Source organism: Bacillus sp. LSHTCR4 (assembly GCF_057197025.1).
In genome coordinates this window covers 1-13,466 of record NZ_JBXUNO010000001.1, presented here as the reverse complement: position 1 = coordinate 13,466, position 13,466 = coordinate 1, and the positions used below count along the sequence as shown (strand labels likewise).

At 34.9% G+C, this 13,466-nt stretch carries 9 protein-coding genes; 3 read left to right on the top strand and 6 right to left on the bottom strand.

Features of this window, described 5'->3' with window-relative positions; genetic code table 11:
- Positions 1 to 176: 176 nt before the first annotated feature.
- The 3 genes from AC2CGR_RS00045 to AC2CGR_RS00035 form a co-directional block, all read right to left on the bottom strand.
- Positions 177 to 2,639: an S-layer homology domain-containing protein gene (locus AC2CGR_RS00045; protein ID WP_484480388.1), complete on the bottom strand. Its 2,463-nt coding sequence runs from the start codon at positions 2,637 to 2,639 to the stop codon at positions 177 to 179.
- Positions 2,640 to 3,303: 664 nt separating this feature from the next.
- Positions 3,304 to 4,407 carry a polysaccharide pyruvyl transferase CsaB gene (gene csaB, locus AC2CGR_RS00040; protein WP_484480387.1) on the bottom strand — a complete coding sequence of 368 codons (1,104 nt, stop codon included), beginning with the start codon at positions 4,405 to 4,407 and terminating at the stop codon, positions 3,304 to 3,306.
- A 141-nt stretch (positions 4,408 to 4,548) separates the two neighbouring features.
- Positions 4,549 to 6,069: a putative polysaccharide biosynthesis protein gene (locus AC2CGR_RS00035; protein ID WP_484480386.1), complete on the bottom strand. Its 1,521-nt coding sequence runs from the start codon at positions 6,067 to 6,069 to the stop codon at positions 4,549 to 4,551.
- 282 nt (positions 6,070 to 6,351) lie between these two features.
- Between AC2CGR_RS00035 and secA2 the strand changes: the two genes are divergently transcribed.
- Together secA2 and AC2CGR_RS00025 are read left to right on the top strand one after the other, a co-directional pair.
- Positions 6,352 to 8,718 (top strand): accessory Sec system translocase SecA2, encoded by a 2,367-nt coding sequence (gene secA2, locus AC2CGR_RS00030; protein WP_087963813.1) that lies wholly within the window; start codon positions 6,352 to 6,354, stop codon positions 8,716 to 8,718.
- 14 nt (positions 8,719 to 8,732) lie between these two features.
- On the top strand, positions 8,733 to 9,614 hold the full coding sequence (locus tag AC2CGR_RS00025; protein ID WP_087963812.1) for an accessory Sec system S-layer assembly protein: 882 nt from the start codon (positions 8,733 to 8,735) through the stop codon (positions 9,612 to 9,614).
- A 102-nt stretch (positions 9,615 to 9,716) separates the two neighbouring features.
- Here AC2CGR_RS00025 and AC2CGR_RS00020 read toward each other — a convergent pair whose 3' ends face one another.
- Positions 9,717 to 10,088 (bottom strand): hypothetical protein, encoded by a 372-nt coding sequence (locus tag AC2CGR_RS00020; RefSeq protein ID WP_087963811.1) that lies wholly within the window; start codon positions 10,086 to 10,088, stop codon positions 9,717 to 9,719.
- A gap of 179 nt (positions 10,089 to 10,267) precedes the next feature.
- Positions 10,268 to 11,764, bottom strand: a complete 1,497-nt coding sequence (locus AC2CGR_RS00015) for a SulP family inorganic anion transporter (RefSeq protein WP_131101480.1) — start codon at positions 11,762 to 11,764, stop codon at positions 10,268 to 10,270.
- A 186-nt stretch (positions 11,765 to 11,950) separates the two neighbouring features.
- Between AC2CGR_RS00015 and AC2CGR_RS00010 the strand changes: the two genes are divergently transcribed.
- The gene (locus AC2CGR_RS00010; RefSeq protein ID WP_000955014.1) at positions 11,951 to 12,415 is read left to right on the top strand and encodes a hypothetical protein; all 465 of its coding nucleotides are present in this window, start codon (positions 11,951 to 11,953) and stop codon (positions 12,413 to 12,415) included.
- 88 nt (positions 12,416 to 12,503) lie between these two features.
- On the opposite strand, the gene AC2CGR_RS00005 is transcribed toward AC2CGR_RS00010, so the two are convergent.
- Positions 12,504 to 13,466 (bottom strand): LPXTG cell wall anchor domain-containing protein (locus tag AC2CGR_RS00005; RefSeq protein ID WP_484480385.1); only part of this gene is annotated, 963 nt, incomplete at its 5' end.

Genomic DNA, 13,466 nt, shown 5'->3' with positions numbered 1-13,466 from the left:
TTTACAAATAATTTACATATCGATTAGGTATTCTTCTATTTTTGAAAACGCTTTCTATTTATTTCTCAATACAACTGACTACTAATTTGTAAAATATGATCTATTTTGCAAAGAGTATTTTCATATAAAAAAAGAGCCCACATATTGTGGACTCTTTTCATTGAAATAAATTTCAATTAGCGAGTTGCTGTTACTGATTTGAAAGCAACAAGTGCATTTCCTGCTTTGTCAGTAGTTTTGAACTCATATTTAGCATTATTTTCTAGTTCTTTAGCTTTTACTGTTACTGTACCAGTTGCTAAGTTAACATTAGCTGGAGCTGTTACTTTAAGAACTACGTCTTGAGCAGCTTCTGCTGTTTCGTCAGCTTTTGCTACAGTTAATGCTACACCGTTTAAGTCAACAGTGAAGTCAGTTGTATCAACGTTTACAGCTTCAGAGAATGTTAAAGTGATTTCTTTAGCATCAACTTTTGTAATTTTAGCTGATTTGAATTCAGGAGCTTTTGTATCTACAACATTTACTAATAAGTTTGTTGTACCCATTTTTACTCCATCTTTATTTGCAACGTTAGCTACTGTGAATTTCACTGTTTCTGATTTTTCGAAAGTGAATGTTTCTGGTAATTCAATTGTTACTGATTTTCCATCAGCATTAACAACGATTAAAGTACCTTCTGGTAATTTAGCACCAGCTAAAGTGTAGTTGTTTACATTAGAAGCTGAATCAGCATCTTGGCCGCCTTTTACTTCTTTATTAAATGTTACTGTAAACTTAGTTTTGCTATTTGCAACACGCTCAACTTTAGTTGCTTTTGGTGCTACTTCATCTTTTTTACCTTCTTCTTTTTTCTCTACAACTTTTACTTCTTTAGTAAATGCTGCAGATTCATTACCAGCTGTATCTTTTACAAATCCTTTTGTAGCAGCAACTTTATAGTTACCCTTTTCTGGGAATGTTAAAGTGATAGCTTTTTTATTATCCTCAACTGGAGCAACAGCTACTTCTTTAGTTACATCTTTACTTGTATCTAAGTTAATTACACGAAGCTTTCCTTCTTGTGCAGTTACTTCTTTATCGAAAGTAAATGTTGCTGCTTTATTTTCATCAGCTTCAACTTTTACCAAGTTAGGATCTACAACATCTTTTGTAACTTTTACTTCTTTAGTTACTTTCGTACCTACGTTGTTAGCTGCATCTTTGTAACCAACAAATTCCACTTTAAGGTTTGCAGCTGTTTCTTTATCCGTAAGAGCTCCTGGTACTGTAACAAGTGCTTTTGTAGTATCTTGATCAAGAACAATTGTAGCATCCTCTACTACTTTATCACCTTTTTTAACTACTACTTTACCTTCTGCAGAAAGCTCTTCTGAGAATGTAACTTCTAATGTAGCTACTCCATCCACAAGTTCTTTCACTTTAATATCTTTAACTTCTGGAGCTGTAACATCTTTTTCTACTTTGTAAGTAGCTTTACCTTCGTACATTTCCATTGTGTTACCAACTAAATCTTTAGCGCCAGTTACGATTACGTTAAATGCTTCACCGTTTTTAACTACAGATGCAACATCAGCTTTTGTTAATGTAACAGTATTATCTTCAGGCGTAGCTGTGAATTCCTTACCGTTAATAACAACAGTAACTGCATCTTTGCTTAATTTTTCACTGAATACAACTTTAACATTTCCGTCTGGAGTAGATACTGTAGATACAGTTGGAGCTACTTCATCGTTAAAGAAGATTACTTCTAATGCTTTTGGAATATCTTTTCCATCTACAGATTTAACATCTTTCACATGTGCAACATAAGCTTGTTTATTTACAAGTGCATTTTTTAATGTAATAGTTGCTGATTTTTTATCTTCGCTTAACTCAACTTTTTCAATATCAAGTTCTTTTGAACCTTCTACAACTGCAAAGTTTGCAGCAGTTACATCTTTAACTTCAGTACCGAATTTAACTTCGATCTCTTTAGCGTTGATTGCTTTAATAGACTCAACTTTAGCTTCTGCTTTTTGTCCGAACTGCATGTCAGTCTTAGCAATGAATTTAGCAGCTTCTGCACGAGTTACAGATTTATCTGGCTCCCAACCATTACCAGTACCATTCGTGATACCTAAAGCAACTAAGATGTTAGCATCTTTTTCACCCCAGTGATCATTTAAATCAGAGAATTTAGTTTCTAATTGTCCGCTTACTTTACCATCTAATTTGTATGCTTTTACAATCATTGATGCCATAGAAGCACGGTTAATTTGATTGTTTGGATTGAAGTTACCAGTTCCATCACCTTGAATTACACCAGCTTTTTCAACAGCTGCGATATATTTAGCAGCCCATGAATCTTGAGCATCTTTGAAAGTTGGTTTTGCCCCATCTTTAATTTCTAAACCTAATGTAATTGCCATAATTTTCGCAGCAGAAGCACGATCAATTGCTTCAGTTGGAGCGAATGTTCCGTCTGGCTTACCTTCGATTGCTTTTTTTGCTACTAAATAATCAATGTATTCTGCACTCCAAGAACCAGGTTGAACGTCTGGGAATGTTTTACCTGCTGCTACTGGAGAAACAACACCTGCTACCATTGCTGCTGTCATTGTACCAGCGATTACTTTTTTGTAAGAGTTAGTCTTTGCCATTTGATATATTTCCTCCTTAGGAATGTAATACTAGTTCCATAAGTTTTTAAATAGATATTCTATTTATTTTTGAAACTAGTAGATATAAATGTGGTTAAAGTATTCTTTGTACAGAATAATAGAATATTCCGTATTATAGAATCACAAAAAAATCATACACCCTTTTCATCCAATTTAAAATTGTAAATTCGACAAAACAGTGATTTTTCACAATTCTAAACGGTCTTTTTCCAAAAGATTCAGATTATAAAATCTTAATCTTTTAAACGAATAGAAAAACGCGTCAGAATTGCATTTTTAGCAATTTTCTTATAACCATTTACAACTATAACAGAAAAATGTTTTAAATTACAACATCTGACTATAGAGATATTACGACATTAATCGACAACTTATTTTTCTATAGTTCAACATTTTTATTACCATCAGATTCTTAAAAATCACCATACCTATTTTCTTATACTTTACTAAATAAAACGTTAAATACTAATATTCATTATATATTGATGTTAGTATTTTAAAACATACATCTTATCTCTCAAACTTATTTTTTGTAAGCATACGTTTACCACCACCTGTGTAATTCGACATTTTTCCGCAAATATATTATTTCTTTCGACATTTTCTTTTTTTCAAAAAATAAAAAAGAGGATGTCCTCTTAAATTAAGATCCCATTCCTCTTTTTTTGAACTCTTTTGAATTCAAGTCACTTATGATATATCGAGACGCTGTTGAAATTTGCTCTCGTAATTCTTCTACTCTTTGTTCCAATGTCGCTTGCACATATTCTTTTTGTTCTAGTTGCTTCGTTGCCACATTATACAAAGTTTCAGCTGTCCAGTCACCATCTACGTTTCCGATAATCGGCTGATTCACTTGTTGTAAAAATGAATCGATCTTTGGATCATATGAAATACCGACCATGGGAATATTAGCAACCGCAGATAGTATGAGCGCATGAAGTCTCATACCAATTAGAAGTGAACATTCCGACAAAATTGAAATTTTCTCATGAATATCCAGCTTATACGGAAGCATATGGGCTTCTTCTCCCATTAAGTTAATAATATCGCGTGATGCATTTTGATCAAATGGCCCATGCATTGGTACGAATAAAATATGGTATCCATCACGCTTAAATTTTTTCAGCGTATCTGCTAGTTTCTTCATATAATCTTCTTTCGCATCCCAATATCTCACACTAACTGCAATTACTTTCCCTTGAATCGAATGTTTTTGCAGCCACTCTGACTTCATTCCTTCTGGTTGACATGCCAATACTGGATCTGGAACTAGTTCGATATCCTTCTTAATACCAATTTCTTTTAAATACAAAAATGAATCTTCATCCCGAACTGATATATATTCCGCTTTTGATACTTGCCATTTCACTAATAAACGATTCTGTCTTTTCGCAATTGGACCAATTCCTTGCGCATAAATATAATACGGCTTCTTCAAAAAACGAGCAATTCGCATAATACCTGTATAGTACAAAATACTTTTAATACTTGTTTTATCTTGAAGTAGGCTCCCCCCTCCGCTAATTAAGCCATTACTTCTCTTTATTTCCTTATAAATTGCTCTTATATCCCATCGATTTACTGCCTCTACACCGTACATTTTTCTTGTATAGTCGGGGTCATTCGAAAGTACAACAAGCTCAAGAGTAGGATCCTCTTCATGTAGCGCTTTAATAATTGATTGCAAAATTGCTTCGTCCCCAACATTATAAAAACCATAATATCCTGATAAAACTAACCGCACTCTTAATCTCCTCCAACATTTCGCAATCAACTTTTTGTCATTCAACAAATTGCTATCAACTCTTTAATAAGAAAAGTTGGATAACTTCAAATTGATTTCTTTCACAAACATATAAATAGCCATACTCATTTATGGACTCATTTATTTACGTAAAAACGGGATTTGCTGTTTGGATATCCAGTTCAACTTTAATGCGCATATGCCATATATGAACAAAGCCACACAAAACGCTAAACCACTATATAGTATTGCAATAAATCTAGAATCTACCACATTTATGAAAGTAAATATGAAATATAATCCTATACCTACTATACTAGATACCCCAATTACAGCAAAAAATCTCCCCATGTGAATCGAATAAGCCAATTCTTTTCGAATGTATATATAATTTACGATACAAATCATGATATATATGATAAGTGTACTATAAGCCGCACCAGTTATGCCAAATTGACTTACAAGTACTATATTTAATATAACTTTTACAAAACTCGCTCCAACAACTATCCACGCCGCTTGCTTAGAACGGTTAATTCCTTGCAAAATTCCTATTGATAATACCATAAGTGACGTAAAATACGAACTACCAATTAAAATAGCTAACATTCCGCTCCCTTTGGCATCTGTAAACAATCCAACATTTAACGGGATTGTAAGTGCCATGAGCCAGATTGTTATCGGTGTTGTTAAAACATGAGCAAGCTCATTTGTTCGTTCAATTGTTTGTTTGGCTAATGCTATATCTTTCTTTGTTAATGCAGCAGTTAACAACGGGATTAACGGAAATACCATCGCACTTGCAAACACGACAATTAATTGTGTAAACGCAAATCCACGACTATATATACCAAATTGTTCTTGAATCGTTGTAGTGGATTCATGCAACATATGTGGAATCGTTACAGAATCAACTAAATTTAACACCGGCATCGATAATGCTCCAATTGCAATTGGAATAGAAACCTGCAGTATCTTTTTTGCATTATCTTTAAAATCTTGTAGTGAATATGTATTACTTTTATAACGATATATACTTTTTACATACTTCAATCTCAAATAGATAAGTGACGTAATTACCCCAAGGCAAGAACCAATCATTGCGCCGCCTGTTACAACATCACTCTCTTTATTCCAAGATACAAATAAGAATGCAATTGCTAACATAAAAAAAACACGAATGAACTGCTCAATTACTTGTGACACCCCGGTAGGAATCATATCTCCAAACCCTTGAAAATACCCTCGATATACCGCCATATATGGTGCGATTAATAAAGCAAACGAAGTGACAATTAATGGAAGTCTCGTGTCTTGTCCACCAAGCATATTTGCAAACATACTTGATCCAATCATAATAACTGAAAATCCAAGCACTCCAAATATTACTCCAATAATAGATGCTGAAATAAATAGTTTGGCAATTCCGTCCTCGTCATTCTTCTCATGAAGTTCAGCGATTAATTTTGATATAGCTAGCGGTACTCCCGCTACTGATAAAGTTAAAGCTATCATATACACAGGAAAAACAAGGCGGAAAATCCCCAGCACTTCATCTCCTGCTATATTTTGTAATGGGATTTGGAAAAAACTTCCCAACACTTTCGATAGAAACGTTGTAATCGTTAAAATCGCAGCGCCTTTCACAAACTTATTATCCATCTTCTAGCTCTTTTCTTTCAATATATAATTTCCATACATATTACATCATAAAACGAGATAGCTATATTCTTCTCTTTTTTGAAAAATTTCACTTTATCTCATTTAGTTATCATATCAAATTTCTTATACATTGAATACTCTCTTTCTTTCTAGGTTTTAAATATAGTATGTACAATAACACCTTATTTATATCCAGTTTTTTCTTCAATTTACTACTTCTACTTATTCAGGATAAACATGTGCTATAATGTAGCTATTGTCAGTAAGAGGAGTGTTTACAACATGCTGAATTCGGTAAAAAAGCTGTTAGGAGATTCTCAAAAGAGAAAACTAAAAAAATATGAACAACTTGTTCAAGAAATTAATAATCTAGAAGAAAAACTATCTGATTTATCTGACGAAGAATTACGTCATAAAACGATCACATTTAAAAACATGCTACATGATGGAAAAACAGTGGATGATATAAAAGTTGAAGCATTCGCTGTTGTACGTGAAGCAGCAAAGCGTGTACTTGGATTACGTCACTACGATGTGCAGTTAATTGGTGGTCTTGTACTATTAGAAGGTAATATTGCAGAGATGCCAACTGGCGAAGGAAAAACATTAGTTTCTTCTCTTCCAACATACGTACGTGCTCTTGAAGGAAAAGGCGTTCACGTTATTACTGTAAACGACTATTTAGCAAAACGAGATAAAGAATTAATTGGTCAAGTTCATGAATTTCTAGGTTTAAAGGTTGGATTGAATATTCCTCAAATTGATCCTTCCGAAAAGAAACTTGCTTACGAAGCTGATATTACATACGGTATTGGAACAGAATTTGGCTTTGACTATCTACGTGATAATATGGCCACTTCCAAAAATGAGCAGGTACAACGTCCCTATCATTTTGCTATTATTGATGAAATTGATAGCGTTTTAATTGATGAAGCCAAGACGCCTCTTATTATCGCTGGTAAGAAATCAAGCAGCTCTGATTTACACTATTTATGTGCAAAAGTTATTAAATCATTCCAAGATACCCTTCATTACACGTACGATGCAGAAACAAAATCTGCTAGTTTTACAGAAGACGGTATTACAAAAATAGAAGATTTGTTTGATATCGATAACCTATATGATTTAGAACATCAAACTCTATATCATTATATGATTCAAGCATTACGAGCTCATGTCGCTTTCCAATGTGATGTTGACTATATTGTACACGATGAAAAAATTTTACTTGTAGATATTTTCACGGGCCGTGTTATGGATGGTCGCTCTTTAAGTGACGGTTTACACCAAGCTCTTGAAGCAAAAGAGGGCTTAGAAATCACTGAAGAAAACCAAACACAAGCTTCCATTACAATTCAAAACTTCTTCCGTATGTATCCAGCACTATCTGGTATGACAGGTACAGCAAAAACGGAAGAAAAAGAATTTAACCGTGTATATAACATGGAAGTTATCCCGATTCCGACAAACCGTCCAATCATTCGTGAAGACAAAAAAGATGTCGTATACGCAACAGCCGATGCTAAATATAAAGCTGTACGTGAAGACGTTCTAAAACATAATAAACAAGGACGCCCGATTTTAATTGGGACAATGTCTATTTTACAATCAGAAACCGTTGCTCGTTACTTAGATGAAGCACATATCACATATCAATTATTAAATGCGAAAAGCGCAGAACAAGAGGCTGATTTAATCGCAACAGCTGGACAAAAAGGGCAAATTACAATTGCGACGAATATGGCCGGACGAGGTACTGATATTTTACTAGGTGAGGGTGTCCACGAACTTGGCGGATTACATGTAATTGGAACAGAACGCCATGAATCAAGACGCGTTGACAATCAGCTAAAAGGTCGTGCCGGTCGTCAAGGAGATCCAGGTAGTTCTCAGTTCTTCCTTTCTTTAGAAGATGAAATGCTAAAACGTTTCGCACAAGAAGAAGTCGAAAAATTAACAAAATCACTAAAAACAGATGGAACAGGGCTTATTCTAACTTCTAAAGTCCATGATTTTGTGAACCGTACACAATTAATTTGTGAAGGTAGCCACTTCTCAATGCGTGAGTACAATTTAAAGTTAGACGATGTAATAAATGACCAACGTAACGTTATTTATAAATTACGTAATAACTTATTACAAGAAGATACAAATATGATTGAAATTATTATTCCAATGATTGATCATGCTGTAGAAGCCATTTCTAAGCAATATCTTGTAGAAGGTATGCTTCCAGAAGAATGGGATTTTGCTAGTTTAACAGCAAGTATAAACGAAATTTTATCAGTAGAAAACATGCCATCACTATCAGCGAATAATGTACATTCACCGGAAGATTTACAATCCGTTTTGAAAGAAACATTATCTCTTTATAAAGAGCGCGTAAATGAGCTAGATAGCCATACTGATTTACAAGAGTCGCTACGATATGTTGCCCTTCATTTCTTAGATCAGAACTGGGTCAATCACTTAGATGCAATGACCCACTTAAAAGAAGGCATCGGGCTAAGACAATATCAACAAGAAGACCCTACTCGTCTGTATCAAAAAGAAGCTTTAGATATCTTTTTATACACATATGGTAATTTCGAAAAAGAAATGTGCCGCTATGTTGCAAGACATTTAGGTGTTCCTGAAAACGTACAATAACGAGGTGAAAGATTATGTTATCATTCCTAAAAAAAGCTAAGAAAAACGGAAAAGATACGACTGTCTCTAGTAATCAACTGTTCGGACAAGAAGGCACAAATACTGAAAATAAAACTGTAAAACCAACGCTTTACTTCCACCCTAGCTGGGGGGCAGTAGCACAAGAACAAAAATACATTTATCAATTTTTACATAAAGAACTACCACGTTTAGAAGAATATCAAATTTCTTTATCTGGAATTGAGATTGAAAAACGTGATAGTGGTTATGACGTAGCTGTATTTATTCGCAGCACTGTTCCGAAACCAATTTCTTTCGAAGAGGTTACATTAATCCTTCTAAATAAAGAAAAAAAGCTATGCGCACGAAAAACATTTAACCTTTCTGCATTAGGAGATATTCCTGCAAATGTAAATATGCCATTTATCTTTACATTTGAGCAAGAAACAATTACAGATGCTGACTTATCGCAAACTGATTGGGAATTAGCGTTTGAACTTGAAAGTAAGCATGTATTAGATTTAGATCCATCTTGGGAAGCTCAATTACCTGAAGCAAGTAAAGAAGCTTTACGTAATTTCGTAGACAATTTAACACCTCCAAATGATGGTGAAATGAACTTCCTAGGTCTGCAAGCTGCACGAAAAGAAAATGGCGATTTACATACAACGCTTCTTATTCGTAACGGTTGTAAAGACAACATTCAACTAGAGCAACTTCCTCTTCATATTGAAGATGCCACAGGTGCAGTTGTTGTTAAAGGCGCTTTCACATTACCGAACCTTGAAATTAAAGCGAACACTACAAAACCTTGGTCATTTGTCTTCCCTGCTTCATCTATATTAAAAGAAGATATGGACCTATCTTCTTGGAAAGCACTTGTACCACAAGACTAATCATAAAGAGAGGCTTGCCTCTCTTACTTTTTTCATACAAAAAGCCTGCTCAAAAAGATGGTCATCACACCTCTTTGGACAGGCTTTTTCTTTATGTAAAATCTATTTCGTTACTAATAAACGTTCAATATAATATTCAGCTTCTAATTTGCACATTTCATCTGCATGCTTCACTTTATTTCTCTTTAATTGCTCTATTTGCTCTTCGCTCGGTTTTTCATTAATAAACTCGTTAATTTTTTCATTTACTTTCATTGCTAATGCTTGATGGAAATCTGGATGTCCTTTTAACTCATCATCTACTTTATCGATCCAGGTTGATTTTGTGTATAAATACTGTTTCCACTGTTCAACAAATTGTTGCATATCAAACTTTTCTTCGTTCCATTCAATATCTTTCATATACTTCTCAAAAGAAACAACAATCGAGCGTGTAATTCCAATTTTCACTCCGTGTGGTAACTGTTTGTACATCAATTATTCCCTCCAGCTTAAGGCTCTTCCTTCTGAAAAAAAGGAATCTCAAAATTCATATACATTACTATAATATCACATACCTAATCTAGAATGTTACTATACTGCTAAGATTAATAAATGTCAACAGACGTATAATATTTTTATATTAATATGTTATAAACAATAAAAAAACACCCTTATATAAGGGTGTCTCTTCCTATAGTTTCAGTTTTTACAAATAGTAATTTATCTTTCTGCTCATTACTCGCCATCGTCACTAACGTCTTTTCAATATGAGCAGGCACATGTTCTAGCGTCACACTCAATCCTGACTTATCCGACTGCTCAATGAAATTCAATAACGCCATAGCTCCTGATACATCCATATAGCGTGCATCTTTCATACATAAAACAACCGGAGATTTTACGTCTTGTAAAGCATAAAAAACACGATCCACTGTTAAAAACGAAAGTGGGCCCTTAATTTTATATGTTGCTTCCTTTTCTTTTACAATAGAAGCTTTACGTTCTTTACATTTCACCATGTATATAATGAAGGAAAGAAGAATTCCGAACGCAACAGCGATCATTAAATCAAACTTCACTGTGACAATCATCGTTACGAGCATAACAATGACATCACCCTTTGGCGCTACATGCATTTTCTTCATGCTGTCCCAATCAAACATGCCAATGCCAGTTAAAATTAAGATACCTGATAATACAGCGAGCGGAATGTATTGCACGACTGATCCAAGTCCCATAATGAAAATAAATAATATAACACTATGCATACTTGCTGAAAGCGCCGTTTTCCCGCCACTTCTTATATTAACGATAGATCGTACAGTCGCACCTGCGCCTGCTAATCCACCAAACAATCCGCTCATTACATTACCGATACCTTGTCCGACCAGTTCTTTATTACTTTTATGACGTGTACCAGTCACATTATCCATTACGACCGATGTTAACAACGAGTCAATCGATCCTAATAAAGCAATACTAAGCGCAGGTAAAACAAGTTCTGCTATACCTGTTCCACTTAAAGATGGAATATGAAGCGTTGGCATCGCTTCTGGAATCGTCCCAATCTTTTCAATTACCTTATTTAATGACAGGTTTCCGATAACCGGTAACTTCACTGTAAGCCCTTCTAGCACAGAAGAAAATAAAGGAAGCATAGCTGTCACACCTACTAATGCAACTAAACTAGATGGAATTGCCTTAATCCATTTTCCAGAAACAATCATGACAATAATCGTTAATACGACGAGTAGAAAGCTATTTTGCACATGCTTCATTTCACCCAAAATAATAATTAATGCGATTCCATTCATAAATCCTGATACAACAGGATACGGAATGTACCGCACGTAAGATCCAAGCTTACATACACCGAATAAAATTTGAAACAGTCCCGCCATCATAAAGGCTATAAAACTCGCCTCTAATCCGTGGGTCGCAATAACCCCTGTTGCAATAACCGTAATCGGTCCAGTTGGTCCCGTAACCTGCCCAGGTGTACCACCAAATAACGCCGCAAATAAGCCTGCAAAAATCGCACCATACAATCCGACTAGTGCTCCCTCAGACGTTCCCGTTGCAGCAATACCAAATGCAATGGCAAGTGGCAACGCAACAATCGCAACCGTAAAACCTGCTAAACATTCCTTTGCTATTTTTTGAAACATATAATAACCACCTTCATATAAAGTCCATTTCCCATTGTACACCTAAAAAGATACATTCGTTAGTCCACTTTTTACAGTATCGTGACGTAAACGTATTCAATTTCAAGCTACTCCCCATCTTTGGAAACGATTATAACTATGGTATAATGAACAAATTAAATCTTTTATTATATATTTGGAGGCACTATGCTAACTTTTGAAGAAAAATTATCGATTATTGAATCTTTCCCTGAATTAGAAAGAAAAAACGTATCATTAAAACGCGTGAACTTTCACTTTGAAGAAAGTCGTTTAGATAAAAAGAACGTTGTTTATCACTTACATCCAAATGGAAACGGATTTGTATATGCAAGTGGTATTAAAGGTTACAAAACGGATGATAAAGGTATGGTTAACATCCGCGAATTTTCAGCAGATGAATTACGCTCAGTAATCGAGCAATCAATTGAATTACTTTCACAAGAAGAAGTAGTAATTCCTGCAGAACCTGCGAAAGAAGAAGAATGGCATAACGAAGACGGTCATATCCTTACTCTTATCTCAGAGGACGATATGTGGAACGTGTACGCTGGTGTAAACTTAGACGGTACATTCAACTCTTATCCAGAAGCTGCGGAATATCTTGATGAAGAAGGATTTTCACGTAAATAATATAAAAAGCGGAGACTTATCGTCTCCGCTTTTTTCTATACATCTGTTCCCAAACTAAAAACATAAGAACTTAATGCTCTCACATCCATTAATTTTTTTGGCGTCTAAACATGATCGCTCCCAAAATTAATGCGAACATACCTGCAAGAATAGAAGTAGATTCCACTGCCGCTCCACCTGTTTGAGGAAGTAATTTTGATTGCTTATTACTTTCTTTACTAGATGGTACTTCTGATTTGTTTTGTACTTCTACTTTATTTTGAGACTCTGGTTTGTTCGGTATTTCTAGTTTCTCTTCTGTCACCTTTAGCTCTTCCGGCTTTTCTTCTTTTATTTCTTCTGTCGTTTCTTCTTCAACTTGCTCTTCTTCTGGTGTTACATGAATTTCCGGTTTCTCCGTAACTTCTGGCTTCTCTAGTACATTTGGCTCTTCTGTTACTTTCGGTTCTTCCGGTTTTTCTTCTTTTATCTCTTCTGTTGTTTCTTCTTCAACTTGTTCTTCTTCTGGTTTTACATGAATTTCCGGTTTCTCCGTAACTTCTGGCTTCTCTAGCTCTTTCGGCTCTTCTGTTACTTTCGGTTCTTCCGGTTTTTCTTCTTTTATTTCTTCTGTTGTTTCTTCTTTAGTTTGCTCTTCTTCTGGTTTTACATGAATTTCCGGTTTCTCTGTAACTTCTGGCTTCTCTAGCACATTTGGCTCTTCTGTTACTTTTGGTTCTTCCGGTTTTTCTTCTTTTATTTCTTCTATCGGTTCTTCTTCAACTTGTTCTTCTTCTGGTTTTACATGAATTTCCGGCTTCTCCGTAACTTCTGGCTTCTCTAGCACATTGGGTTCTTCTGTTACTTTCGGTTCTTCCGGTTTTTCTTCTTTTATTTCTTCTGTTGTTTCTTCTTCAACTTGTTCTTCTTCTGGTTTCACATGAATTTCCGGTTTCTCCGTAACTTCCGGCTTCTCTAGCACATTTGGCTCTTCTGTTACTTTCGGTTCTTCCGGTTTTTCTTCTTTTATTTCTTCTGTTGTTTCTTCTTCAACTTGTTCTTCTTCTGGTTT

Coding starts and splice junctions, on each gene's coding strand:
- AC2CGR_RS00045 (WP_484480388.1), bottom strand. CDS start 2,639: ATGGCAAAGACTAACTCTTACAAAAAAGTAATCGCTGGTACAATGACA.
- AC2CGR_RS00035 (WP_484480386.1), bottom strand. CDS start 6,069: ATGGATAATAAGTTTGTGAAAGGCGCTGCGATTTTAACGATTACAACG.
- secA2 (WP_087963813.1), top strand. CDS start 6,352: ATGCTGAATTCGGTAAAAAAGCTGTTAGGAGATTCTCAAAAGAGAAAA.
- AC2CGR_RS00025 (WP_087963812.1), top strand. CDS start 8,733: ATGTTATCATTCCTAAAAAAAGCTAAGAAAAACGGAAAAGATACGACT.
- AC2CGR_RS00020 (WP_087963811.1), bottom strand. CDS start 10,088: ATGTACAAACAGTTACCACACGGAGTGAAAATTGGAATTACACGCTCG.
- AC2CGR_RS00015 (WP_131101480.1), bottom strand. CDS start 11,764: ATGTTTCAAAAAATAGCAAAGGAATGTTTAGCAGGTTTTACGGTTGCG.
- AC2CGR_RS00010 (WP_000955014.1), top strand. CDS start 11,951: ATGCTAACTTTTGAAGAAAAATTATCGATTATTGAATCTTTCCCTGAA.